This window comes from Turneriella parva DSM 21527 (assembly GCF_000266885.1).
Taxonomy (GTDB): Bacteria; Spirochaetota; Leptospiria; order Turneriellales; family Turneriellaceae; genus Turneriella; species Turneriella parva.
Map to the genome: position 1 here is coordinate 1 of NC_018020.1, position 25,268 is coordinate 25,268.

General features: G+C 49.0%; 21 protein-coding genes and 1 pseudogene. 10 read left to right on the top strand and 12 right to left on the bottom strand.

What is annotated here, in order from left to right:
- The first annotated feature begins 61 nt into the window (after positions 1-61).
- Positions 62-1,459 (top strand): chromosomal replication initiator protein DnaA, encoded by a 1,398-nt coding sequence (gene dnaA / locus TURPA_RS00005; protein ID WP_014801215.1) that lies wholly within the window; start codon positions 62-64, stop codon positions 1,457-1,459.
- 4 nt (positions 1,460-1,463) lie between these two features.
- Here the strand turns inward: dnaA and TURPA_RS00010 are convergent, their stop codons facing one another.
- Both TURPA_RS00010 and TURPA_RS00015 read right to left on the bottom strand, forming a co-directional pair.
- The gene (locus TURPA_RS00010) at positions 1,464-2,705 is read right to left on the bottom strand and encodes a tetratricopeptide repeat protein (protein WP_014801216.1); all 1,242 of its coding nucleotides are present in this window, start codon (positions 2,703-2,705) and stop codon (positions 1,464-1,466) included.
- 1 nt (position 2,706) lies between these two features.
- Positions 2,707-3,633 (bottom strand): tetratricopeptide repeat protein, encoded by a 927-nt coding sequence (locus TURPA_RS00015; RefSeq protein ID WP_014801217.1) that lies wholly within the window; start codon positions 3,631-3,633, stop codon positions 2,707-2,709.
- 75 nt (positions 3,634-3,708) lie between these two features.
- On the opposite strand from TURPA_RS00015, the gene TURPA_RS00020 reads away from it, so the two are divergent.
- From TURPA_RS00020 to TURPA_RS00055, 7 genes and pseudogenes are all read left to right on the top strand, one after another.
- Positions 3,709-4,521 (top strand): exodeoxyribonuclease III, encoded by an 813-nt coding sequence (locus TURPA_RS00020; protein WP_014801218.1) that lies wholly within the window; start codon positions 3,709-3,711, stop codon positions 4,519-4,521.
- 283 nt (positions 4,522-4,804) lie between these two features.
- Entirely contained in the window at positions 4,805-6,181 is a 1,377-nt protein-coding gene (locus tag TURPA_RS21125; protein ID WP_157210334.1) for a hypothetical protein, read from the top strand.
- The gene (locus TURPA_RS00030; RefSeq protein WP_014801220.1) at positions 6,178-6,468 is read left to right on the top strand and encodes an HNH endonuclease; all 291 of its coding nucleotides are present in this window, start codon (positions 6,178-6,180) and stop codon (positions 6,466-6,468) included. Before TURPA_RS21125 ends, TURPA_RS00030 begins: the two co-directional genes overlap by 4 nt.
- 382 nt (positions 6,469-6,850) lie before the next feature.
- Positions 6,851-8,075 (top strand): annotated as a pseudogene (locus tag TURPA_RS00040) (IS3 family transposase); the annotation flags it as partial.
- A 61-nt stretch (positions 8,076-8,136) separates the two neighbouring features.
- The gene (locus tag TURPA_RS23220; protein WP_014801224.1) at positions 8,137-8,295 is read left to right on the top strand and encodes a hypothetical protein; all 159 of its coding nucleotides are present in this window, start codon (positions 8,137-8,139) and stop codon (positions 8,293-8,295) included.
- 27 nt (positions 8,296-8,322) lie between these two features.
- Positions 8,323-8,823, top strand: a complete 501-nt coding sequence (locus TURPA_RS00045; protein ID WP_014801225.1) for a hypothetical protein — start codon at positions 8,323-8,325, stop codon at positions 8,821-8,823.
- A 422-nt stretch (positions 8,824-9,245) separates the two neighbouring features.
- Positions 9,246-10,295 (top strand): IS481 family transposase, encoded by a 1,050-nt coding sequence (locus tag TURPA_RS00055; RefSeq protein WP_014801227.1) that lies wholly within the window; start codon positions 9,246-9,248, stop codon positions 10,293-10,295.
- 30 nt (positions 10,296-10,325) lie between these two features.
- Here the strand turns inward: TURPA_RS00055 and TURPA_RS21130 are convergent, their stop codons facing one another.
- From TURPA_RS21130 to TURPA_RS00085, 6 genes are all read right to left on the bottom strand, one after another.
- Positions 10,326-10,721: a hypothetical protein gene (locus TURPA_RS21130; protein WP_014801228.1), complete on the bottom strand. Its 396-nt coding sequence runs from the start codon at positions 10,719-10,721 to the stop codon at positions 10,326-10,328.
- Positions 10,722-10,834: 113 nt separating this feature from the next.
- Positions 10,835-13,123, bottom strand: coding sequence for a ThiF family adenylyltransferase (locus tag TURPA_RS00065; RefSeq protein ID WP_014801229.1), 2,289 nt, complete (start codon positions 13,121-13,123; stop codon positions 10,835-10,837).
- Positions 13,123-14,313, bottom strand: a complete 1,191-nt coding sequence (locus TURPA_RS00070; protein ID WP_014801230.1) for an anti-phage 6A-MBL system MBL-fold protein — start codon at positions 14,311-14,313, stop codon at positions 13,123-13,125. Before TURPA_RS00070 ends, TURPA_RS00065 begins: the two co-directional genes overlap by 1 nt.
- A 185-nt stretch (positions 14,314-14,498) precedes the next feature.
- Complete coding sequence (locus TURPA_RS00075) at positions 14,499-15,017, bottom strand: AAA family ATPase (protein WP_014801231.1); 519 nt, start codon at positions 15,015-15,017, stop codon at positions 14,499-14,501.
- A 3-nt stretch (positions 15,018-15,020) separates the two neighbouring features.
- A complete protein-coding gene (locus TURPA_RS00080; RefSeq protein ID WP_014801232.1) occupies positions 15,021-16,040 on the bottom strand; it encodes a radical SAM/SPASM domain-containing protein in 1,020 nt (339 codons plus the stop codon).
- A complete protein-coding gene (locus tag TURPA_RS00085; protein ID WP_014801233.1) occupies positions 16,024-16,788 on the bottom strand; it encodes a glycosyltransferase family 2 protein in 765 nt (254 codons plus the stop codon). Before TURPA_RS00085 ends, TURPA_RS00080 begins: the two co-directional genes overlap by 17 nt.
- A 217-nt stretch (positions 16,789-17,005) precedes the next feature.
- Between TURPA_RS00085 and TURPA_RS00090 the strand changes: the two genes are divergently transcribed.
- Together TURPA_RS00090 and TURPA_RS00095 are read left to right on the top strand one after the other, a co-directional pair.
- Entirely contained in the window at positions 17,006-18,190 is a 1,185-nt protein-coding gene (locus TURPA_RS00090) for an outer membrane protein (RefSeq protein WP_014801234.1), read from the top strand.
- A 10-nt stretch (positions 18,191-18,200) separates the two neighbouring features.
- On the top strand, positions 18,201-20,375 hold the full coding sequence (locus TURPA_RS00095; RefSeq protein WP_014801235.1) for a chitobiase/beta-hexosaminidase C-terminal domain-containing protein: 2,175 nt from the start codon (positions 18,201-18,203) through the stop codon (positions 20,373-20,375).
- 16 nt (positions 20,376-20,391) lie between these two features.
- Here the strand turns inward: TURPA_RS00095 and TURPA_RS00100 are convergent, their stop codons facing one another.
- The 4 genes from TURPA_RS00100 to tnpA are packed head-to-tail and all read right to left on the bottom strand — an operon-like array spanning position 20,392 to position 25,210.
- A complete protein-coding gene (locus TURPA_RS00100; protein ID WP_014801236.1) occupies positions 20,392-20,943 on the bottom strand; it encodes a hypothetical protein in 552 nt (183 codons plus the stop codon).
- A 19-nt stretch (positions 20,944-20,962) separates the two neighbouring features.
- The gene (locus TURPA_RS00105; RefSeq protein ID WP_157210335.1) at positions 20,963-21,688 is read right to left on the bottom strand and encodes a hypothetical protein; all 726 of its coding nucleotides are present in this window, start codon (positions 21,686-21,688) and stop codon (positions 20,963-20,965) included.
- A gap of 31 nt (positions 21,689-21,719) precedes the next feature.
- A complete protein-coding gene (locus TURPA_RS00110) occupies positions 21,720-24,731 on the bottom strand; it encodes a type I restriction endonuclease subunit R (RefSeq protein WP_014801238.1) in 3,012 nt (1,003 codons plus the stop codon).
- Positions 24,728-25,210, bottom strand: a complete 483-nt coding sequence (gene tnpA / locus TURPA_RS21135) for an IS200/IS605 family transposase (protein ID WP_014801239.1) — start codon at positions 25,208-25,210, stop codon at positions 24,728-24,730. Before tnpA ends, TURPA_RS00110 begins: the two co-directional genes overlap by 4 nt.
- Between the last annotated feature and the right edge of the window lie 58 nt (positions 25,211-25,268).

Sequence of the window (25,268 nt, forward strand, 5' to 3'; positions counted from 1 at the left end):
TATAGCTGTGTCTGCTGAAATTACGCGCTTGAATTTTTAACCGCCGTTGTCAGAAATTTCCATGCTCTTTACCGACCCACAGTCAGGGCCTCAGACACCAGATTACGCGCTCGCTGCCGACACCGAGCTCTGGCCGGCGCTGAAAGCCCAGCTCAAGAAGAAAATGCCGGCTCAGGTGTTTTCGGTATTCTTTGCCGATCTGCAGGCGAACACTGAAGGGGAAAAACTCGTCATCAGCTGCGCCAGCCCTGACGTCGCCCGGCACCTCGAAGGCCAGTACCGGCGTAAAATCGCTGAAGAGGCTTCGCTCTTGGGCTTTCACGGTGACGTCATCATTAAGCAGGCAACCGCACCGGCTGCTGCGCTGAGGGTTGCCGAAGTTCCGCAAGTAACACAGCGGATACAAAAGTCTGAAACCGCATACCCGAATCGTATCGATCTGAATCCGAATTATACATTCGACAGGTTTATCAAGGGCCCTTCAAACGAGCACGCCTATGCGGCCGCTTTCGGCTCAGCGCAGAAGCCGAATGACTATCATAATCCTCTTTATATCTACGGCGGGGTCGGGCTCGGCAAGACGCACCTGATGATGGCGATCGGCAACCATGTCAAAGAAGCCTATCCGTGGCTCAAGGTTAAGTATTGCCCTTCTGAAATTTTTCAAAGCGATCTGATCGAGGCAATGAAAGACAAGAACCTCGCATACTTTCGTACCCGCTACCGCAGCGTCGATGTGTTTCTGCTCGACGATGTGCAGTTCATCAGCAAAAATGCGGATTTCACACAAGAAGAAATATTTCACACATTCAACTATTTCTACCAGAACAAGAAACAGATCGTCATTTCAGCCGACCGCCCGCCACAGGCGCTGCCACAACTGCACGACCGACTGCAGAGCCGCTTTCAACAAGGTCTGATCGTCGATGTAAAATCTCCGAATTTTGAGACGCGCATCGCGATCTTAAAGACGAAGGCCCAAGAGGCGAACATCGAAGTCAGCCACGACGTCATCAAATACCTCGCTACGCGTTTCACCTCGCAGGTGCGCCCCATGGAAGCGGCGCTCAGTATTCTGCAGTTCACTTCGCAGCAAGAGAAACGCCCGATCGACCTGCAGATGGCCAAGATGTCGCTGAAGGCGCTGCCGCAAGAGAATGGAATTCACCAGATTACGATTGAAGACATTCTGCGAGTCGTGTCGCGCACGCTGCACGTCGACGAAAAATTGATCATGGGGTCAAACCGCACAGAACAGGTTGCGCTCGCGCGCCATGTGTGCATGTACCTGGCAAAGAGCCTCATTAAAGGTGCAACGCTCAGCTACATTGCAGGTGCATTCGGCAAGCGCGACCACACGACCGTGCTGCATGCCGATCAAAAGGTGCGCGAACTGCTCGATACCGACGCCGCTCTGCAGATGCAGATAGACGAAATGGTTGAAGAGCTGAAGTTCTGAAGCCTTAAGGCGTCACGTCGGCGTCATCGTCGAGCGTGATTTCTTCGCTCTTGGCGTATGTATTCTTTTTGCGGGGTTTCGGCGCTGCTTCGTCACCGTCGAGTGCGACCCCACCTAAGACGTCGCCGTCTTCATCGTCATCATCATCATCGATGCCCTCATCGCCCTGAGCGGCATGCGCCACAGACACCTTATCGCCCAGCATACGGCGGGTTTCAGTTTCCCAGTCGGCCGCAATCTGCGCATACTTGCCGTTCGGGTAGTGGCGGCTGACAAAACCGAAAACGTGCAGCGCGCGCTGGTACTGGTTGTTCAGGTAATATGCCTCACCCTTCTTGATATAAGACGCCTCGTCACGGTCGCGGTATTTGTTGCTGACTGCCTTGTTCAAGAAATGCACCGCGTTGCGGTACTGCTTTAGCTTGAGGTAGGCATTGCCAAGATAATAGAGCGCCTCTTCAGAATCAGCTGTGTCGCGTGCGGCGGGCCCGGTAAGCAGCTTCACGGCCCGGTGGTAGTCGCCGCTCACAAAAGCCTGAACGCCGGCGCGCAGATTGCCGTTATCAGGCGTGGCCGCTTTCTCGTTTTTCTTGTTCTCTGATTGCGACTCTGTCGGCTGTTCGCCTTTTTTGTCGAGAATGCCGTGCATCGCAACTGAATTGCCATAGTCGCTGTCGACGAGGCCAGCCGCAGCACGCGCCTCGCGATTATCGGGGTTCTCGGTCAGCGCATTCTGAAAGTTACGCTTAGCGTCGGCAGTCAGTCCCTTGCGCTGGTAATATTTACCGATTTCAAGATAAATCTCGGCGCGCAGTGACTTTTCAGATGTTGAGTTTAGAAGCTGCAGAAGTTGGTTCATGCCCTCGTCTGAATAGTTTCTCATGATCTGTAGCTTCGCCACTTTGAAGCGAACCTTTGTCTTGAGCTCGTCGGTGAGCGGCATTTCGCTGAGCTTCTTGTACTTGCCGAGCGCGACGTCGCGCATGCCGAGGCGCTCATACGCTTCGGCAAGGTGGTAACGCGCTTCGCGCGCATAAGTACTTTCGGGAAACTGTGCTACCACAGCTGTCAAATCATCGATGCCCTTTCTGAGACCGTCTTCGTCGAAGCGCTCGAGCTGCAGCTTGCCCTGTTCAAGCCTCACGCTGGCAGCCTTATGACCTGAAACGTATTCCCGTTCTATAAAGAAAACACCCGCCCCGATTGTGAAGATGACCGCGCCTATCCAGACTGTTACACTTTTCATATTACCTCAGGTTCTCTTGCGTTCGATTGATCCAGAATTCGGCGTTTCGCCGGTAGTACTTTCTTGTCAGGGCATGCTCGAAGTATTTCAGCGCCCGATCGTACTGGCCGAGACGATATCGCGCCATGCCGGTGTAGAAGATTGCTTTGGCCCGCACTTTCGGTGAGCTGTTTCGATAGAATGGCTTTAGCTTTCTCACCGCTCCACTAAAATCACCCGCGAGAAATGTCGTGCGAATTACGGAATTTATGCCGCGTTCAGAGCTTGCCCGCGCCGGTCGCTCGTCTGCAGAATCGCTCTCGTCGTCTTCTGCGTCAACTTCGTTCGAAGTAAATTCAGGGCGTTGGTATTGCGCCTCTGTTACCTTTTGGCTGCTGGCTGCTGGCGGGGTGAAGTCAGCACCTGCTGTCTGGTAGAATGCAGGCCCCACCAGATTGCGCGAAGCATTAAACGCACCGGGTTCAAGGCCCCGGCCCGTTTCGAGAAAGATCGCATAATAATAAGTGCCGCGTGAGGGGGGTACATCCTCATAGATATTGATCTCGCCGGTCATTTTGGCGATCAGAGTACCCTTCGAAATATCATGAATCACTTTCGGCTCTTCGGTGAACCGGTAGAGCTGTATACGCTTCTCGATTGTACGGCCCTGAATCAGGTGCCACGAAAGAATAACACTCTTCGCGCGGGGGTATGCGGCAAAATCGGCGAAATAGCTGTCGAGCTGCGGCGGCGTTATCGCCGATGGTTGCGGCGCGGGCGCGCTCTGTGCAGGCGCCGGTGCAGCGGGGGTTGCGGGCCCGACCGGAATATCAGCCGGCGGTGGTATTTTTACTGTATCTTCGGGCGTCAGAAACTGCCCCATCACGGGCGTAGCTGATGCAACTGCCGCGAGCAGATAGAGCATGCGTTTTGATACAGCAAGGTACATAATTTTATGGGTCAGGCAGCCATACCCCGACGTTTAAATTTCGGCATATTCGCAGCCCAATATGAGGTATGTTTAATGATTTTCGGTTCATGCGCGATTCTGTTTGCTACGGGCATGCGCATCGCCTCGTTTAACGTCAACGGCATTCGGGCCATAGAGAAAAAAGGTGAGCTGGTGAAGCTTTTGGCAGCCGAAAAGCCCGACATTGTTTTCTTGCAGGAGATCAAAGCCAAACCCGACCAGCTGAGTGATGCGTTGCTCAAACCCGATGGTTACGAGGCTCATTACCATAGCGCCGAGAAACCCGGCTATTCGGGAACCGGTGTGCTCGTGCGCTCAGGGCTTTTCGCTAAAATGCAGGTTCTGCGCGGCATGCCCGACTGGAACGACCACGAAGGCCGTGTGCTCGGGGTCGAGGCCGGCGACCTCGTCATATTCGGAAATTATTTCCCGAACGGAGGCAAATCAGACGCAGCCTGGCGCGAGAAGCTCGTTTTCTACGATCATTTTCATCAGTATATCGCCGCCCTGCGCAAGAAAAAGAAACGCGTGCTCTTCACCGGCGACCTCAATGTCGCCCACAACCCTATCGACCTCGCGCGGCCGAAAGAAAACGAAAAGCATGTCGGCTTCTTACCCGAAGAGCGCGCGTGGGTAGACCGGCTGGTCGCCGATAACTGGGTCGACGTTTTCAGAAGCCGCTACCCCGAAACGGTCAGCTATACCTGGTGGCAAATGCAGTCGCGCGCCCGCGAACGCAATATCGGTTGGAGGATCGATTACTTTATTGTCGACAAACCGCTATACCCAAAGGTGCGCGAGATACGCCACCTCAACGACCACCAAGGGTCAGACCATTGCCCTATAGTGCTGGATATCGATTTGTGAAAGACAAAGATGTGGGCAGATCTTCAATCCCACTGCCACGCACAGCCGGGCTAAGCCCCGAAATCGTAGCCGGGGAACCAGAGTTGATACCACCTACTACACCCAACTCACTGACCTAATCCTCAGCGAATTCTATCCGCGAATCTGTTGCGGGGAGAAGGTCACCAAACAAAGCCCGACGCGGGAACTTGTACTCCGCTGCCCCACTTGCCATAAAGAACACAGCAAACTGGCCGGGCCTTTCCGGAAACTCCGGGTCCCCCGCTGGACTATCAGCTATCTCTTGAAGGAAGCCCAGGTGCAGTACCCGAAAGTGCTGACCGTTGCGGAAATCAAACGGCGTCTTGGTTTATCTTCAACGGGCACTGCATACTTACTCAAGCGCCGGATTCAACTCTTCGCATCGGACCTTGTACCGCGGATGCAGGAAGCTTTCTATCGGGATAACAAACTCCGCTTCGGGGACTTCCGCTTTCCCCGGGATAGAGAAGCTGACTTAACTGAACTGGTTAAGGATAAACCGATACCGCAAGCGGACACCTTGGTACTCTACAGTGTTGGAAACCTATCTAATAAAGGCCGGAAACGCTTTCGCCGGAAAGGACAGACATCCAGTATCTACCGGAGTTCATCAGTAGATGGCCGCGGTGAACAAGTTGGTACTCTGGTGAACACAGTAGCAGTTAAGAACGGACCGGCATTCTTCGATTCAATACCGAATCAGAAAGCAGAGACGGTTAACCCAATACTCTTCAAATACATTCCGGTACACAATCCGGTATTCACCGACGGCGGGTACTCCCTGCCCTCCATGAATCATCGCACGATCAATCACTCGTTGAAGTCGAAAGACAAACGACACACCTGGTCACGGGGACGGTGGTCTAAGAACGGAATACATACGCAGGTTGCCGAAGGCCGGCAGGGAATTCTGAAGCGGGCATTCCGGTCTTACGGTTGGTTGAATCCGAAGTACTCGACTCTGGCGCTGAATGAATTCACCGCGATCGGGAACTTACGCTATTTCGGGTTAGAGGATCTGTTACCGGATGAATCCAAGGAGAACCCGGTTCGGTATCAACTGGATGATAACTGGAGCCTGCGGGATAGCAGGAATAGAAATATGCCCGGCCATCGGGGGCCTGTTTCTGAGCTCGTCAGCAAACAAACTTACGATGCCAAGACACTGCTGGAAATCCAGCATGATGAACGTAAATCGGATGCCCAAAGGATCAAGGACACGCTAACCAAAGTTCCTGACCTGAAGATTCGCCGACGCTTGCAGCTGGAGAACCATAGGTATCGGCGATGGCTCAAGGGGAAGACAACACAAGACCAGCGCCGGAAGCAACGTTACTACCAGACACTTGCGGAAAGTATATGGCACACCATCCCATCGGATTCACTTATCGAGATTCATGATCTGGCCCGAAGGCACCGTATATCCGGTAAGCATATCTATCGCCTATTGGGTATTTGGACTGCCGCTGGCTTAATCGAAACCATCGATCTCAACCGTAAGACCAAGAACAAGATCATCGAATACTACGATATCCGGCGGCTATCTCCAGCACTGCTGCCAATACTCTACATCATGCCCAAGGCTGCAGTTCCTGAGTTTAACAAGCGGTGGCACGCTAAGGCACGGAGGATCGCATGAGCAAGTGGCGGATGAACTCCCAGGACTTCTGGTATCTGTTGGAAGTTGAACAGGAATATAAATGCAGGCTAACCGGCTGGGATTTAACCCCGGCGACTACGATGATCACGCACAAGATACCGCTTGCTAAGAAGGGCAAGCACGTGCGCAGCAATGTAAGTCTAGTGCACAGGAGCATTGTTCAGCTTTCCCGCGAGCTGACCGAAGCAGAGATCGTGGCATTAGCGGCAGCTGTAATCAGGACAAGGGGGGCAGAATATGGGCTGGAAGTCAAAGCCAAGGGATGATTGGGGGCATGTCAATCAGTTAATCCAACATTTCAACGAATACGCAAGGCGTGGCAATCCTAAGGTATCGACGATGCAATTGCATGTCTGGGGCAAGACTGCAGTTAAGCTAATAACAGTTGTAAATGCTAAGGCATCTCAGGAGTGATGCGCAATGTTGCGCCATTTACATCGCATGATCCCATAGATCAATGCATGTCGCAACTCTACCCCCGATCATCTGGTTGTGAATACTACGGCCGGCTTGAAACCTTGATAATGGCGTAATATAAACAGTTTGACCTTGCTAAACCATAGAGCTTTTGCGCCTATGATTGAAGATGTAGCGACCCCCTAAATCACCGGACACCTTATCCTGCTCCTAAGACATAGGAGTAGTGATATGAATAATGATAGTACTAAGGCTAAGGTAGAGTTAGTCACAACCGTCCAGCGGCGGCGCAGATGGTCGGTCGCGGAGAAACTGGAGATTCTGGTAGAGGCCGAACAGCCCGGTATGAGCATGTCGTATGTGGCCCGAAAACATGGAATCGCAGCGACGCAGATTTTCAAATGGAAAAAGCTGAAAGAGGCTGGCGCTCTGACGGCTGTTGGCAGCGAAGAGGAAGTATTGCCCGTATCGCAGGTCAGGCAGCTCCAAGAGCGCATCCGTCGGCTGGAGAGCATTTTGGGTCGTAAGACGGAAGAAGTTGAAATCCTCAAGGAAGCCGTGCGTATTGGACGCGAAAAAAAACTGATCTCGCACAAGCCATTGCGCGGCATCGAGGGTTTCGAGTGAATCAGGTAGCGGATGTATTGCGCGTATCTCGATCCAACCTCTATGAAAGCTTGAAATCCTCACGACGCGGAAATAAAACCGACCAGACGGTAGATGAACGAGTACTGCCGGAAATCCGACGCATCTGTGATGAAAGACCGACTTACGGGTATAGACGCGTGACAGCAATGCTCAACAAAACCCTTGAAAAACAAGGCTTTTCACGCGTGAATAAGAAGCGCGTCTACCGATTGATGAAGGTGCACCAGTTGCTGCTGCAAAAAGTTGCAAGCCGTCGCACCCTTGTGCATGATGGCAGAATCATCACGGCGAAAAGTGACGTGCGCTGGTGCATGGATATATTTGGCGTGCTTACCTGGGATGGCACTCACGTCTGGGTGGCGTTTGTTCTGGATTGCCACGATCGGCAAGTCATCAATCACTTTAGCAGCACCGTCGGCATCGACGGTCTGAACATTCGCGACATGCTGCTCGGTGCAGTCGAAGAGCGCTTTGGCAAGGCTGAATGCCCACACACCATTCAACTGCTCAGTGATAATGGCCCACAATTCACGAGCCGTGAAACGGTTCATTTTGCATCTTCCATCGGCTTTCAAGTCTGCACGACGCCTGCCTATAGCCCTGAAAGCAACGGTATGGCCGAAGCATTTGTGAAAACATTCAAGCGCGATTACGTTTACATAAATCGCCTTGAATCCGCGTGGAAAGTAATGCCGCAGATTTCAGACTGGATGTATGACTACAACCATCATGCGCCCCATAAAGGCTTGAAGATGCGTTCGCCGGTTGAATACAGGAACCTAATGGCAGCAGGTTAAGCTGTCCGGTTTTCGGGGGTCACTGCAGAAGAGAATCACAAAGGTTATTCAATACGAGTAACCTTAGAACCCATGACTGGTGATGAAAAGGTGAACATCATTCTGGCAGGTCAGCCGGTGGCGAGTTGGACACCGATAAGAATTCCGGTTGCGGAAAAGCTCGAAATCCGGGATACGCTAAAGGAACGTGCCATCCAGGCAGCTAAAGATTTCATCGACAATTTGCCATAAATACCGATTGGGAGTTCGCATAATCCCATGCATTCGCACGCCCATGACCCAAAGTTCCTGTCGATTGCATACCATGAGGCTGGGCATGCTGTAGCTGGAGTTTCGTTTGGCAAAACAATTGAGCGGCTTGAACTAAATGGCCCACTCTCGCCATGCGATGATTTTGAAGGCACAATCAAATTCGTAGAATCTCGGAAGGATGACTTTGCAGATGCAGTAATTCGGATAAGTGGCATTTGTGCTCAATACCTATTCGTAGATAAGAATAATCTCAGATACTTTGTTAAGGAAGCAGGAACAGATTACGAACTTGTCCGCCGGTTTATCGAAGCGACTACTTTTGCCAAAACAAAGCGAGTATTACTCCTGCATGGCATATTTCGAAATGCTGTTAGAAGGCTTCTGGCCGACTATGAGCGAATCCATAAAGTTGTAGAAGCGTTTACGAATCTTCCCGACCCGGATAGCGATGAGTACCAATTGAAGCAAAATGATCTCCAGACTATATTTGGTGTTCAATCTCCGTAACTAAGTCCGACCACTTCTTTGGTCAAAATGCCAGCTGTTCGCCTGCAGGTCAAATAAAGTGCAAGATCAACGATTCCGATTCACCTATTTTGTCGGAATTACCAGCTGCGGTATTTCGACAGACGCACTTGAAACGGCCATTACTGTTCGAACGAACCTGTTCCCTGCGAGCCGGCCGATCGTGCTCGAACATAAATACAAGATGCTGCACGCCGAAATGTATTGGAAGATAATCTTAAGCTTAATATTTAGGCTAAGCAACGCAATCGCGGTGAGTATTGCTGTCAGAACCGTCAGCCAAGTCATATCCCGAAACAGCAAGTATTCTTTGTGCGTGCTTAAGACTGAAGGATTTCCAGAGTTTGCCTGATATGTAATAGTTTTTACTTTATCTGACACTCTCTTAACAAAAAGGAGTGTTTATGACGACAGAACAGAAAATTATCAAGAACAAGGTTGGTCTGCTGAAACTGGCAGAGCAGCTGGGCAGCGTATCGAAAGCTTGCAAGGTTTTCGGTTACTCAAGAGACAGTTTCTACCGGTTTAAGGAGCTTTACGACAAGGGTGGCGAGCTCGCATTGCAGGAGATCAGCCGCAGGAAGCCTTTGCTGAAAAATCGTGTAGCTCCAGAGGTCGAGGAAGCGGTACGGGAAATTGCATTTCAATACCCCGCGTACGGTCAGGTTCGGGCGTCCAACGAGTTGCGCAAGATAGGTATCATCATCTCCCCTTTTGGCGTGCGCGGCGTTTGGCTGCGCCATGATCTTGCGACGTTTAAAAAACGGCTGAAATACCTTGAAGCGCGAATGGCTCAGGAAAAGGGGATCTTTACCGAGGCACAATTGGTTGCGCTCGAACGCGCAAAAGATGAGAAGGAAAGTCACGGTGAAATTGAAACGGAGCACCCTGGTTATTTGGGGTCACAAGACACGTTTTACGTGGGAAATATGAAGGGTGTGGGTAAAATTTATCAGCAGACCTTCATCGACACGTATTCGAAAGTCGCTTTTGCGAAACTCTATGATCGCAAGAATTCTCTGGTTTCAGCCGATATGCTTAACGACAGAGTCATCCCGTTTTTTGACGAGCATGAGATTCCGCTGTTGCGCGTTCTGACCGATCGTGGCAGCGAGTACTGTGGCAACCGGGAAGAGCACGATTATCAGCTGTATCTGGCCTTGGAGAATATCGACCACACAAAAACCAAGGCCAAGAGCCCGCAGACGAACGGCATTTGTGAGCGCTTTCACCGGACTATATTGAATGAGTTTTACAATGTTGCATTCAGAAAGAAGGTTTACACTTCTTTGGAGCAATTGCAGGCAGACCTTGATGAGTGGATTTACGATTACAACACGCAGCGCACTCATCAGGGGAAATATTGCTTCGGCAAAACGCCTCTGGCAACATTCAAAGACTCGCTCAGTATAGCGAAAGACAAAATGCTGGATTTGAAATTACAGACAGCATGAAAATGGGTGTGTCAGGTCAAGTTCAGACTTTTACACCTGATATAATTTATACCATGCAATGTTTTGGGATTTCGGATCGTGTGGCAACTCCCCACCAACGGCTCGGCGTAACTTTTCCATTTGAATCCGGTCATCCCCCTGAGCTAATTTCGAGAAGGCGCGACAACCTGGGTATGGATACTTTGATTTCCAGAATACTAGAGCTGCTTTTATGTGAGGGCTGCCAAGTCGATTTAGAAATATCAGTGCAATCGAACAAATGCCAATTAAGCCGCTCTGCAACCACTTGAATTGTGCTATCGCTTTAAGGTCAGCGGGATTTAGCGGGACATCTAACATCAACCAGAATATCAGAATAGCATGGAAACCCATGAAAGAAAGAAGCAATGAAAGGTTCCCATCCTTTAATGATTTAGCTTCTGCCATAAATTACCACCTTTTCAATTCATCGCATAAGTGATTCAGATCATTCAGTGCGCGCACGCATCCCAAATGAAATGCTAACCATGTGTGGACTCCACCGGATAATACAAGACCAATCAAAGGAAACCTGCTGGGAATTGCATCTGTGCGCTTGCATTAACAACCCAATCGATACTGTCTGTCGCGATCAAACTCTCATAAGGGTAAATACCAATTGTGTGTTGTCCAGCGTCCTTTCCGAAGATTAACATTATCGCGCGCTTTTGGTTCTCATCGATAGCCGTGATCAAATTCGCCATGCTCAATTGGTCAATACTGCTTTGTTCAGACACCGAATTGGGGTGAGTATGCCAATGCCCGATGAAGCCAGATAATCCCTTTGATTGAGAGATACGCGATCGATGCTCTTCAACGGTCCCAAGGATGCCACATTGAAAATGTAAAGCATCATGCTTGCTATCTGTCGGGGGACCCGAGGCGTCAAGAATCCAAATGATCCCCAAAATGTGATCCCATTGTCCCCATAATAGACCACCCGTTTCATGATCTGGGGACCTTAAAGATGCATTTTCCTTTATAGCTGTGGCGACTTCGGTGAACACCTTTGGAAGTATTCGCACAGTTAAGTGGCCGGTTAGCTGTTCGAAGGCGGGCGGAAAATCAATGGTTTCAAGAAAAGGCTGTTCATCGCTATTCAAATGGCGGGAAAATGCGAAGCCGCGAGCGGTATTCGGTAAAGCTAGCGTACTAATACCTATGTTCAAAGCTGCTGCCGTTAACGCTTGTATATCTCCACAAGAACCTGAAAACGTCGGCTCAGAGCATCCAGGTTCGGGTTGGAATAAATGATTTCTCACATCTGCTGCATAGAACGAGTTTGCTATGTTGTTTCTTCGCCCATCCGAGCATAGAATATATTTTAACTGTTTATAGGTATCATAAATCCCACCCAAGTGTAATTTGCCGATGGATACCCCGATAACATGCTGTGCGTCGGCATCAATTGCAAATGACAGCAGTGACTTAATATTTGCCCGGATGGCCGGCCAAGCGCTTTCAAGCCGCATTTGAAATATATTCGATGCGGTACAATCGATAATTATGTCATAGTCCAACAGCTGCGATAAATCGCTCATGATGAAATTGAAACCTTCCACGTCAGCGGCCTCAATGTCTGTCTTCGTGGAAACGGATTTCAATCGCTTCATGAGTGCTTTCGCTTTATTCATACCAATATCCGATTGACTGAAGTTTTGCCTCACAAGCACACCCGGTTTCACAATAGAGTTATCAACTAATTTGATTGATCGAGGCTGAGCCCGGATGATGATCTCAGCAGACCAAGACCCGATAGCGCCACAGCCAACCAGCAACACTCTCTTCCCGAAAAACCAGTGAAGGTTTGAACTTCTATCCCGTCGAACGAGGATTTCCGATCGATCCTCAAGCACCCTGCACCATGACACCTTGGCAGCCGAGAGCATTTCATAGATCGAATCACCTAACTTGGTGCGCAACTCCGCGAGTTCGTGAGTATCCTTTTCATCCGAGACCTGAAGGCCAAGCCCTTCAGTTTGTTCTGCTTCAATATGCCAAACGGAAATATGTTGCAACAATTGGCCGTTTTCGTTTCGTCTCATTGGTGTACCGAGAATAAGGTAAGTTCCCTCTTTATCGGAAGCCAATTTAGCGTTTAATCCCAGCCATCTAAGTATCTCATCCTTAAGGATCCCCTGCCTTTCAAATTCAGCGAATAGACTTTTGCCACGAGTCGGAAACTCTATTGGCATCGAACATGGCAGGAAGACAGCCAGCGCGACCTTTTCAGGCAATGTGCCGACTTCTGGTGCAATCCAATTCACAAGATCGACATAACTATCCCGAACTTCTAAAGCAGCCAATCCGAACCAGAACTCCCCTGCATTGACTGGTGCATTGGGCCGAATTACGAATGGCAGGAGCTGTTGATTTTGGGATGCATGTGGTGGTTCTAGTGGTCCCTCCATTGGATCCATATTATTTATTGCTGCTCGCTCAATCCAAATACAAAGGCGATCGACAAGGCCAAACATTCCGTCATAGGGATTCCAATCGGATCTACTCTGGTAGAGGCATATCCAGTGGGCCCAAGTCACATGGGGAAAGCCAGCGAATCTTTTATGTGCAACGCAAACCTCTGGATAAACAAATGGATAATCAGCTGGTATCCTAAGCAGGAACTCTTCGACCTCACAAAACTTAAGGCCACCATTTTGTGTTTGGAGAAGCCCAATCCTTAGTTGGAAGCGGATGATAAGAGCCTTATCGTCCGCCAGGCGTTCTATTTCAAATTCAAAGTGGCCTTTTCTCGTGAATCGGCGAATTTGCTTGAGCTCAGAGATCGCCGTGTCTTGGCTTATTGTCATTAATCCAAGCCAAACGTTGTCTGAGTCTTTGGCGGTTCTGCTCTTCCCCTAGCAGCGACCACGCCTTCTTTAATACTGGAAAGCGATGTGGATTTCTCACGCTTGTCCAGAAATGATAGCCCCTTTTCATCAACGGTGAAGACAATCGGTTCAGGAGATACTTTTGTTGGAAATTCATGGGTACAAACGAAATGCCCGGCGCTGACAATCTTTGAATATTGCATCCGTGCTTTGCTGTGAGGCGGATTATCTCCTGAATCACTTGTAAAATTAGAGTGCGAACTCGAAACTATGAAACCGCTATTCTTCCTGGCATATTTCTCAAAATAATCCATAATATCCTGCTTAAGTACATAGTCTTCTTTACCTTCTTCTCGAACATACATTGCGGCCTTTGAACAGTGATGGGCGGACAACATGACATCCCATTCCAAATGCTTCTTATTACTAGGATTACTGTTTTCAGTGGTATCAAATATGCGGAGAATCGTATCATATGCGCGATCACCGAAGAAGATGAAGTTTGCAAATTGTGTCGCTTGCTTCAGGCAAATATTTAACGATAGGCTCGTGCTGTTCTTATCCTTTTCCTGATCGTCTTTAAATGGAGCATGGATAAAGGCATGGAAATCCGATTCAAGATTCTCCCCATCTAATACGGTGACCAATTCCCCCGGATGAGATTTACAATCCGGCGGCAGCTCTTTATATTTGTCATCTGCTAGAATATCGTCATAACCAATGATCCTTATCCGATCCCCAGATTTGATATTACTGGGATTCTTCAGGATTGCTTCGCGCCTACGGTTGACCTCCTTTCGAAATGCCTTTGCGTCCTTTGAGAGGGCTTCCTGATCGTTCCGGGCACGGAATATCTTGGGCGTATGCCAGAGTTCGCCAATCGTAACCTTAGTCAGCAATTCTTCAAATCCCTGAATGTGGTCTTTATCCGGATGCGTTAGTACGAATACAGATAGGTAAGGCTTCCCCTCACGTCTAGGCAGGGACTTTACCAAATGGTCAATTATAGGCCATTCTGGCTCTTCAGGATTCTCGGCTTTTTCCAAATGCCGCAAGTCGATCTGCATAATCGTCTTTCCTGGCTTTACAACCAGTGTACTTGAATCGCCAGTCCCTACTGGCCAAAAGATCACAGCCTTCTTTTCCGGCATCTTAAAAGTATTGCTCATTAAATCCTCCGCCTTATCTTGGCCATTAGCGTCTAACGGTAAAGGTACATGCGTGAAACTGCATCGTCAATAAGTTTTATGTCACATCATACAATTTGTTTGTGCATTATGTCACATCTTTAGTGACACAATACATATTATGAGAAGCTGCATTGTGTAACAGGGAGCGGCCTACCCATCGAAGCTCACCGTTGCGTCAGCCACTCATAGATAATCTTGGCGGTGTCATCGGGGGATAAACCTGTCGTATCAATTTGAAATTCATCCGGGTATTTGTTCCTGACGACGTAAGCATTCAACTTCTTGCAAACACCGATATCCTTGAACTCAGCGCCACTTCGGGCTCTGATTCTTTTCTCCAATTCCTCCTCGGTAACATATAATCCGCAAGTGCGTATGGCTAATGCTGAGTCTAACTTCTTCAACTGCGACACAAATGCCTCAATTTTGTCACCGCTAAATGTATCTACGACAATAACGGGGGTCAAGTCCAACTTCCCGAAATCCCTCACAAGCCGAGTGGATAGCTCAAGAATCTTGATATGCTCATCCTGATTTGTCCAATCAACAGAAATCACCATGGCCCGCAATGTATCGATCTCTATTCTCGCGCCATCGGGAAAGTAATTCGCCAGACTTTTTGCGGCTTGAGATTTTCCAGCGCCTGGTGCGCCACGAATAATCACTACGTCGGCGAGTGGCATTAATCAATTAAACAAGAGGGCCTGAGGCTTATTGCAAGACATATTCTTGCACGGTAAATTACATGTCTTCATAATCTTTGAAATCTCCGTTGAGCGTCTGGTGCAGAGAATCTCAAGGATATCTTCTTTGCCAATATTCCCGAGCGGTTCTTTCGCCAGAGGAATGCGCCGATGATCGAAGCACTTTACAACATCGCCATTCGGATACACGCAGATATTCTTGCGAGCTGCGCAGGGAGTGGCGTTATCATAAGCGACGACATCATCTGTGAGATTTGTCCATGTTCCGCCAAAATCCTGATTCAATTGGGTGTTGTGTTGTATATTATGACGCTTGCAAAATTCGATGACTTTTGGAATTTCTTCGGCAGACTGCTTGGACAAGACAGATTGAATCCTCAGGTTATCCCCCAAAACCTCCTTAGCTCTAAGTATCTTGGGCATGACTATATCAAAAGAATTCCGGCCACGAAATTCATTCCACTTTTCTCTGCCTACCGAATCTACGGATATGACCAGAATATGACCAAGTTCGAAATAACGAGCTAAGAATTCCTCATCTATAAACCTACCGTTGGAAACCATGACCATGGGCACACCTAACAGCTTTGCTTCCTCAGCAATCCTCATCACATCTTTCTTGAATAACATCGGCTCCCCACCAGTTAGAGTCACCTGATAGAGATTATGATGAAGGCGCCTGAGACATTTGATAAAGTGCTCCACTTTCAGGTGATCGCCATCAGACTCTGGCCGCTCCCATATTCCGCATTTTGGGCACCGGTCATTGCAACGATTTGTGATCATGTATATGAGCTCGTTACCTTTGATGCCATAGAATCTTCGAGCACTAGCTTTATGCCATCGATAGATGCTCCATTCAATGGTCTTCAACAGAAGCAGCGGAATCACCAAATACCATCGTTCAATTCGCTTAACGAACGGACGTATTTCACCCAGGTAATCATATATGACGTGAGAGATCCCTGGCTTACTTGCCTTAAGTCTATAAATCAGACTCATACATATTCCCCTGGTAGATCGACTCAGATGAATCCCACATTAGCACTGTGTGCCCTTCATACACTGTAGCACTCGAGCTCTTGTATTTCTTGAACAATCTTATGAATTTCAAGAGCCCTGAGATAGAATTCTTATAGCCGTAGTCATGCCATAATCGGGCTTCTGGACAAAAGCCTATTTTATATTTACTGCGGAGCCTCAAGCATACATCGACATCTTCGCCGGCTGCTGTTGGAAATCGCTCATCAAAAGGAAACTGTTCTGCAACCGTTCGTTTCATGCCAAAGTTTAGCGATGGCATATACCAAAGCTCTTTCTTTCCGGGCAAAAGCCATTTTCCCGCCAGCGTCCCATTGACGTTATGATAGTAATCCAACAATGTCTTTCCCCAAGAATACGTCATGCCCCCCACGGCTCCAAAATCGGTCTCATTGAGGAATCTGGTCATGTGTCGATTCCAGTCAACATCAAGGATACAATCATGATCAGTGAATAGAATATTACTTACCTTTAATGAAAGCGCTCTTTCAATTGCGACATTTCTTGCCTTCGCCGGCCCCCCGTTTTCCGTAAGTCTTATGTGCTCAACCAAGGAATGTGATAGAGAGTACTCCATTGGACTGGCATCGTCGACTACATATACTTTTTCGAATTCCATTGACTGGCCTTTAACGCTATTCAGCAAGCGGTGCAAGGATTCGACATCCCATCTGTCTTTTAAATAGCACGGTATTATCAGCACGCTCATGGTCGACTAAGCCTCACGGTCACCCTCAATCAATGGGCATTGAAGATCTCAATCTCGCTGGCGTAAAGTCTGTTTTTGCGGTGACTGAATAGGCCTTATGGGAAGTGACATGCGCAACGACTGGTATCCTATGCAAGGACCGTGACTACCTGACTGATATTACAACCGAATTGATGGCTCTGCGCATTCTGCCCGCCTATAGGATATTCATTGACAGTTGCGTTTCCCAGATGATATTTGTTCCCAGTTTTCAGGTGAGGTTTTTATCAAGGCCGCTGTTACCACGTTCTTAAGATTGTTCACGGCTTTGCTATTCATTTGCAGCTGTCCGAAAATCACCGCTGCCGATCTAAAGCGAGTCTTGATTCTTGACTTCAAGAATATCGAAGACGATGAAAACTACCAATATCTCGAGGCTTCAATTACTGACGCAGTAAGGGAAATGCTCAAGGGTAAGTTCGAGTTTCAAGAATACCCCCGTGAAGAAGCCATAAATTTCGCTCAGGCTAACCTGTTCATGACCGATGAGTTTCACACACAATCTGTTGCCTTTCAAATGGGCTTACTCTTGAAACAGGATGTTGTAATCAACGGTTCATATAGCGTTGAGAACGAAACAATTACCACTGAGATACGAATCTTCGACATCGGTAACCGCAAGCTCCTTAAGACTATAGAGGTGACAGGACCTGCCTCAAGTCAGATATTCGCCTCCGTCGGTGTGATCGCAGAACGAATCGCAGAAGAATGCCAGGCAGTCCTACCCAATAAGGATGAGTGGAAGAGAATGCTCGCCGAAGAAAAGCAAACAGCGGTTGCGAGCACACCGAATCTGCTGACCATTTCTACGGGCATCTCTGCGTTTTCGTTTCCGAGTGGCAATCAAGGGCAACTCACCTCTGACACCATCTTGAAACCGGGTGACTTTGGTTCCGCTTTGACATTTCAGTTGGGGTATATTCGAAACAACGTCTACCGATCATTTTATGCCTTGGGAAACTTAGGATACCAGACAGCGAGCAAAGACTTTGCCGTGGAGAATAACGTTCAAAAAGCTCAAGGCAAACTGACTCTTGTGTCTATAAGGGCTGGTATAGGATATGAAATGCCAGGGTACCAAAGATTTAACTGGTCCCCCTTTGCAGCAGCAGGGTATTATTTCGGCGAGACTTCTTTGAATTACGATAACCTACCCCGAAAGCCCTTGGGTGTCGATTCACAGCCAGCCAATAGTGCATTATTCACTGCCTCGGCGCCTGCTTTAACGTTCGGCATCAGGTCGGGCTTTGAAATCAACAGCATGGTGACACTCGAACTAATTACTGAATACACGAATCTTTTTTATGCCAATAATGTATCTGGGTTTGTCGTCTTTAGTGGCGGCATGACCCTTCGGCTATAGGCACAAAGTTATGAAGAAAACATCACAGGTTCTGATATCGATTATTCTGGTCTTTCTCTCATGCAATCGGTTAGAGAAAATCAACCAGACCTTTTTACCACCCGAAGAGTCGACGGCGGGGACTACGGTTGGCGGACCAGATACGATTGCTCCATCAATTGTAACGGGCATATCCTTCACGGGGATCGGGTCAGATACCATCACAATCAATTGGGGTGCTGCGTCCGACAATGTTGACTTGCCTGCGGCTCTGCAATACAAGCTGGTCAAAGACGATTCAAGCGCGGCAAACATACTATCGGTTACTCTGGCAAATGCAAAGACCGGTGCGGATTTGCTCATGGATTGGACATCCAACGTTACCCTGCACACCGCTAACGGTCTCGCTCCCTTGGCCACCTACTACTTTGTTGTGCTAGTCCGTGATGTTGCCGGAAATATTGGGCTCTATTCACCGGCCTCGCAGAGCACCACGTCATTAGGCACGTTGGTTAGCCCTGAGTTTTCTCCTGTGGCGGCGACCTACTCAACAGGACAGAATATTGCAATTTCCTCCTCTAACAATGCAGGTGGAAATATCTGTTATACAACCGATGGTAATTTCCCTGCCGCAGCAACACCTGGCACCTGTTCTTTCGGGACACAGATTGCCAATGGAGCCACGGTTAATATCTCTGCAGGCGGTTCCACAATACTGCGGGCCATGGCGACACGGGTCGGAGCAACCAACTCCAGTATCTCATCGGGTACTTACACGATTGATTTCCCGCCTGTTGCAGGCACCGCTATCACCTTCAGCAATATTACGCAAACCAGCGTTAGAGTAAACTGGGGAGCAGCCTCCGATGCCATTACGGCCACAGCTAGTTTGCAGTACAAGTTAGTGAAAGATGATACAAGTGCGGCAAATATTAATTCCGTGGCCTTGGCAAACGCCAAATCTGGCTCTGACCTCGTCATGAATTGGACTTCCGGTACAACATCGCGCACTGTGACTGGCCTGAATTCTGGTGCAACTTTTCATTTCGCAGTACTGGTTCGAGACGGTTTCGGTAACATGATCCTCTACGCGCCGGCCTCGCAGAAACTTAATGGCGGTATAATTGACGCCACCTTCAATCCGGGTAGCAGCGCGAATGTCATTCAATCACTGGCAATTCAAACTGATGGAAAGATCATAATCGGAGGGTTATTTACAGCTTATAACGGAATCTCGCGCAATCGCATAGCCCGAGTTAACGCAGACGGCACGCTGGATCTGACCTTCAACCCCGGCACCGGTGCGAACAACAGTGTATATTCCATGGCCATACAAAGTGATGGGAAAATTCTTATTGGTGGAGGCACTTTCTTCGGTGGAGGATTCACCACTTATGACGGCACTCCTCGAAGCAGGATAGCCCGCATAAATACGGACGGCAGCCTTGATATTTCTTTTGACCCAGGAACCGGAGCGGACAACAGCATCATGGCAATCATTGTACAACCCGACGGCAAGATAGTGATTGGAGGATTCTTTACAAGCTACAATGGCACAGCACGAAATCGAATTGCGCGTTTAAATGCGGATGGCTCACTCGATACGAGCTTCAACCCCGGCTCCGGTGCAGACAACCCTATATTAGCCATGGGTGTGCAACCTGATGGAAAAATATTGATCTCAGGTACTTTTGCTAACTACAATGGTGTTTCTCGAAACCGCATTGCGCGAATCAATAGTGACGGCTCGTTGGATACGACCTTGGCACCAGGGAGCGGAATCTCGACCGGGGGGGTGTTTTCGATGCTTCTCCAGACGGACGGTAAGATTGTATTAGCGGGTAGCCTCGAAAACTACCAAGGTGTTCCGCATTTTAGAATCTTGCGTATCCTCCCGGACGGGAATCTTGACTCATCTTTCGCAACAGGCAGTGGCTTTGACTCCACGGTTTTGACAATGGCCTTACAACCAGATGGAAAACTTCTTTTTGGGGGTGGGTTTACGACCTACAATGGGACTGGAAGGAATCGGATTGCGCGCCTGAATCCCGATGGTTCAATCGATACGACGTTTGTTGTTGGAACCGGCCTTGACAGCAGCATAAGTTCAATGGGCATCCAGCCTGATGGAAAGATCGTCATTGGCGGCTCGTTCACTAGTTACAACAGTACGAGCATCAACTATTTAGCCCGCATTATACAGTGACCCTGCTAGCATTCCCCTACTTCAAGGCCGCTGACACCGCTTTCATAACCGCCAGCACATGTTTTTTCACGGATTCGCGAATCTTCGAGTCCTGTAACAACCATTCAAAATGGACAGAATCCCGCAATGAAACCCAGGCAATACTCTTATCGTCGGAGGCTTTTTTGAGGATATGGATACCGTGCTTGCCATTTAATGGCTGCAGTTTCCTATAAATCTTCTCCCATGAATAGGCCTTGCCTTCATTAAGGTACAAACCAATGTAAGGCGCTGAATCTTCGTCGGGCTCGGCATCAATCGTCATATTGCCGCCATCAACATATTCCCAGTATAGGCCGATATCGGCAGCTTTATCAAAGTGCCTGCTGAAAGACCACCAATAGCCCTCTTCCAGCTCCGAGGTGATATCTGATAGCGTGTCATCCTGCAGAGCTTCTGATATTGCCCGCAGCATTTCATTACTATACAGTTTGGGAATCTTTATATTGCCGTGCTGGTACATCTGCTGAAAGCCCCTGGCATCCTCCAGATTCTCCAACAGGAACTTTATCCATTTGTCTGTAATCATATTTATTCTCCGGCGCCTCTTATGAGAAATCGTAAAGGTTGAAGATAGCCTGCGCACTACTAGAGAGCAGAGAGTCTCCGGTCTTTTCTATTTCAGGCAGAATTATCTGGACCAAGGATGAATAAGTAGCCGACACAAACACCTTGTTTATCGGCACTGACCGGTCAGGCGAGAGCAAGATGGCCACAGTTTTTTCTATACCGTGCCGTTCTGCATATTCACGCAGTGCCCGCGCCTGCCGATTTGTCTGATGGTCATCAGTAAACGTTTCCAGACCAAATCGAAGTTTGTTCTCTATGAAGATAACAAAAGTATCTCCCACAATAGCTATATCCGGTATAGTGTAGCCCAGATCGAATTCGCGGTGAACCCGATACCTGACATCTGGCTTAGCCAGTTCGTTAGCAATCACGTGAGCTTCCGGTACATTGAGGCTGAAGAGCCAAGTTATCAGAATATTGCGGCCGGCGGCATATGTCGGAGACTCCTTGAGTATCTGCGCAAAAATATCGCTTAAGCTGTTCTCATCGAGGTAAAGCGGCAACGATCGCAGCAAATTGATCTCAGATAGCTCGGTCTGGCGATAGCGAGCGATCAAGGCACTGGCCTGCTCAACTATACGTATATGCTTGGCCTCAAGTTCACCGGCAAGCGCCCGGCTCTTGTCAAGCAAGTGTGTAAAGGCGTTCAATTGACGGCCGGCTACATGCTGGTATGCGTCCAATACCTGTTTTGCGACATCCAATTGGGCGTCCGTCGCACCTCCGGTCTCTGCCCTACCCATCTTCCCTTATCCGCCCATAAACCTTTTTCAGCAAATGCCCGGACGCCACTGCCCTGAACGATTCGTCGTTCATCAGCTTCGTAAAGATCTTCTCATTGCCGTCCATGCGCTTGATGAAGTAATCCATGAGTGCCTGATCGAAAACGAGCTTGAAGTTATCGAGTGTGTTAACGCGACCTGCGGCTTGCAAGGCCTCGTCATTAACGGCCTCTTCGGCGACTTGATCAAAGAATAGCTGATCGGCCTGGGTAAAGTCGGTGCCAAAGCGTTCATTGAGCATATCGACTAACTCAGAAAGCCTGATCTTTTCTTCGTCGGGATTTCCAGTACCGACATCCATAGGGCCTTTCAATGGGTTGGCAGTACCCGATTCAAGATCAATCCGCCCTTCGCTGATCTTTTGCAGACGATAGTACTTGAGGTTTATGTCATCATCGACCTCGGGTATCGGATCGCCGATCGGTAATGGCAACTTCTTGATGTAGTACCGAATAACTGTATAGTATTTCTCGTACTCTGCATCTTGAAAGGGAACCATCTGCGAAAGGTAGCTATAGAGTAGCTGGAAGGATTTCAGCTTGGCACGATAGTCTTCGCGGGCCTCGGTGGCCAGGTCTTTGAACCGGTCTACAGCTGACTGCAGTATAGATTCCAGGCGCCCGTGATCCTTTTTCGACTCGATTTCCTGCGGAGCGAAGAACACGTTACAGAAAGCGTCGATCTCATCATGATGCAGAATCTGCGCCGTGTCGATCTCTGACTTGAGTTCGGCCAGCCTGGCGTAATCCGCATGGCCACCTGATTCGGTTATCTTGTAATAGGGCTTGAACGATTCAAAGATGTCTTCAGTTTCATTATAGAAGTCGAGTACGAAGGTATCTTCCTTACCGGCATGGGTTCTATTGAGGCGCGAGAGAGTCTGCACCGCCTGAATGCCTGCAAGCCGCTTGTCTACGTACATGGTATGTAATAGCGGTTGATCAAACCCAGTCTGGTATTTCTCTGCCACGAGCAAGACCTGGTATTCATTTGTGGCAAACTTCTCCGGAAGCTCTTTCTCTTTGATGCCACCATTCATGCCGACTTCGGTGTAGCTCACGCCCGGAATGTCTTTATCGATGACTGTTCCCGAGAAGGCGACGAGTGTCTTGATCCCTTGGTAGTTGTTGTCCTGAATATACTTATCAAATGCCTCTTTGTACCGGACAGCATGCAGGCGCGAAGATGTCACCACCATCGCCTTCGCGCGACCACCGATCTTGTGCATCGTATGGTGCCGAAAATGCTCTATCATCACCTCGGTCTTCTGAGCAATATTGTGCGGATGCAGACTCATAAAACGCGCCAATGCTTTTGCAGCCTTGGATTTCGGGACGAGCGGGTCCTCCCCCGCCGTGTTCACCAGCTTGTAATAGGTTTTGTATGTGGTGTAATTCTCCAGAACATCCTTGATAAAGTGTTCCTGAATCGCCTGCCGCATACTGTACAAATGGAATGGGGAATTACCATTCTCACCGGGTTCATCAAAGATCGAGAGGGTCTTTTCCTTGGGCGTGGCAGTGAAAGCAAAGTAGCTGAGATTCTTCTGGCGACTGCGGCCCGCTGCCGCCTTAAGTATCGCCTCGTCGATATCGGATAGATCCTCCTCTTCTGCACGCTGCCTGACGGTCTGCTCAATTTCGTTCATCGAAAGCAGGTGGCGCACTTCGGTGGCAGCCTCACCCGACTGCGAGCTGTGTGCCTCATCGACAATGATGGCAAAGTTACGCGATTCAAGCCTTTCGATATGGCTTGCCGCAAACGGAAACTTCTGCAGCGTCGTGACGATAATGGGTGTGCTGTTTTGAATAGCTTCTGCTAATTGCGCAGAATCACGGTCAATCTTGACCACAACACCCTGCTTGTGCTCAAATTGATAGATGGTCTCTTGTAGTTGCCTGTCGAGCACCAGCCGGTCAGTGATAACGATCACCGTATGGAATATCTTCTCGTCCTTGTCATTGTGCAGGCTGGATAGCCGGTGGGCGAGCCAGGCGATTGAGTTACTCTTTCCACTACCGGCGGAATGCTGCACCAAATAGTTGCGGCCAGGGCCTTTGGCCTTAGCGTTTGCCAGTAGTTTACGCACGACATCCAGCTGGTGGTAGCGCGGAAAGATCAGCGATTCGCTGGTCACCTTCTGCAAATCACTCTTGCCTGCGCGTGTCACTTCAATCTGCCGCTCTTTCTTCTCTATGTGCAAGAATCGCCCAATGATATCGAGCAGAACGACGGGACTGAAAACATCTTCCCATAAATAGTGGGTTCTGTGTTTGCCCGCTGGTGCGACTGGATTGCCAGCACCCTCATTCTGTCCTTTGTTGAATGGCAGAAAATACGTGCTCGCGCCATTAAGCTTGGTCGTCATGTAAACGAGATCAGGGTCAACGGCGAAATGCACTAAGGTGCGTTTCTTAAAGGTGAAGATAATCTCACGCGGATCGCGGTCGTTCTGGTATTGCCGCCGTGCGTGCGATACATTCTGGCCTGTGAAATGGTTCTTGAGTTCGACGGTGATAATCGGTATGCCATTCAAGACAATCACCATATCGAGCGAGTTGCGATTCTGGCTACTATAATGTAACTGGCGAATCACGCGAAAGCGGTTCTTATGGAATAGCTCTTCGAGCTCGGGTGTCATGCCATGCGCGGGCTGAAAGTACGCGATGCGAATGGTTCGGCCAAAGCATTTGAAGCCATGGCGCATCACTTCGAGCGCACCGAGGGAATTCAGCGCCTTAACCAGATCGTCAATAATCAGCTTATCGGTGCGATCGTCGTTGGTGCGTTCAATGGTGGCATAGGTTTCGGCCTGAGTGTCTTTGACGAAAGCAATAATCTCGGCTTTGAAGAGGGCAATATCCTGACTAAAGTCGGCGTCTTCGAGCCTTTTGTATTTGTGCACGTTGAGCAGATAATGCTCAATCGCTGTTTCGAGGGCGGCTTCGTTGGTTTGGGGACTCATAAGGGTTGTTCTATGTTCTCGCCCTGGTGGTCTTGTAATCTCGTGGCCACGGGTTTAAACCCGTGGCCACGAGTGGCAACGAGGGGGGTGAGAAGGGCCTTTATTTCATCTCGGCACGATTCTTGAGCATGATGAACTTTCTGGTTCTCAATATATTGGTAAACCGGGTTAAACCCCAACCGATCTACCGTAAACGCATAGTAGCCATTCTGCCAATATAGGCCATCGACCTTGCGCGACGTAAAACCCTTCAGGTGCTTGACGCAATCAGCAACCGCCAGTCGAGGCGGGCACGAAAGCAACAAATGCACATGGTCATCGCTACCATCGGCAATGTGAATGTGTACGCCCCAATCTTCGCTTTTCTCTTGCAGAAAGCCGCGCAGCAATAACCATTTCTCAGGCGCAAGCAAGGGCAACCGCCTTTTAGTGGTGAAAACCACATGATAGTTCAAGCTGTGAAAGCTATGGCCTGGCATGATTTGTTTTCCTCATAGTCTCTCTTCTTCTCGTTGCCCCTCGTTGCCCCTCTTGTTC

Excerpts from the sequence above, each read along its gene's own strand:
- TURPA_RS21130 (WP_014801228.1), bottom strand. The coding sequence starts at position 10,721 with ATGGCAGAAGCTAAATCATTAAAGGATGGGAACCTTTCATTGCTTCTT.
- TURPA_RS00085 (WP_014801233.1), bottom strand. The coding sequence starts at position 16,788 with ATGAGCGTGCTGATAATACCGTGCTATTTAAAAGACAGATGGGATGTC.
- TURPA_RS00110 (WP_014801238.1), bottom strand. The coding sequence starts at position 24,731 with ATGAGTCCCCAAACCAACGAAGCCGCCCTCGAAACAGCGATTGAGCAT.
- TURPA_RS00020 (WP_014801218.1), top strand. The coding sequence starts at position 3,709 with ATGATTTTCGGTTCATGCGCGATTCTGTTTGCTACGGGCATGCGCATC.
- TURPA_RS00080 (WP_014801232.1), bottom strand. The coding sequence starts at position 16,040 with ATGAGTCTGATTTATAGACTTAAGGCAAGTAAGCCAGGGATCTCTCAC.
- TURPA_RS00010 (WP_014801216.1), bottom strand. The coding sequence starts at position 2,705 with ATGAAAAGTGTAACAGTCTGGATAGGCGCGGTCATCTTCACAATCGGG.
- dnaA (WP_014801215.1), top strand. The coding sequence starts at position 62 with ATGCTCTTTACCGACCCACAGTCAGGGCCTCAGACACCAGATTACGCG.
- TURPA_RS23220 (WP_014801224.1), top strand. The coding sequence starts at position 8,137 with ATGACTGGTGATGAAAAGGTGAACATCATTCTGGCAGGTCAGCCGGTG.
- tnpA (WP_014801239.1), bottom strand. The coding sequence starts at position 25,210 with ATGCCAGGCCATAGCTTTCACAGCTTGAACTATCATGTGGTTTTCACC.
- TURPA_RS00100 (WP_014801236.1), bottom strand. The coding sequence starts at position 20,943 with ATGATTACAGACAAATGGATAAAGTTCCTGTTGGAGAATCTGGAGGAT.
- TURPA_RS00030 (WP_014801220.1), top strand. The coding sequence starts at position 6,178 with ATGAGCAAGTGGCGGATGAACTCCCAGGACTTCTGGTATCTGTTGGAA.
- TURPA_RS00045 (WP_014801225.1), top strand. The coding sequence starts at position 8,323 with ATGCATTCGCACGCCCATGACCCAAAGTTCCTGTCGATTGCATACCAT.
- TURPA_RS00070 (WP_014801230.1), bottom strand. The coding sequence starts at position 14,313 with ATGAGCAATACTTTTAAGATGCCGGAAAAGAAGGCTGTGATCTTTTGG.
- TURPA_RS00075 (WP_014801231.1), bottom strand. The coding sequence starts at position 15,017 with ATGCCACTCGCCGACGTAGTGATTATTCGTGGCGCACCAGGCGCTGGA.
- TURPA_RS00015 (WP_014801217.1), bottom strand. The coding sequence starts at position 3,633 with ATGTACCTTGCTGTATCAAAACGCATGCTCTATCTGCTCGCGGCAGTT.
- TURPA_RS00095 (WP_014801235.1), top strand. The coding sequence starts at position 18,201 with ATGAAGAAAACATCACAGGTTCTGATATCGATTATTCTGGTCTTTCTC.
- TURPA_RS00055 (WP_014801227.1), top strand. The coding sequence starts at position 9,246 with ATGACGACAGAACAGAAAATTATCAAGAACAAGGTTGGTCTGCTGAAA.
- TURPA_RS00065 (WP_014801229.1), bottom strand. The coding sequence starts at position 13,123 with ATGACAATAAGCCAAGACACGGCGATCTCTGAGCTCAAGCAAATTCGC.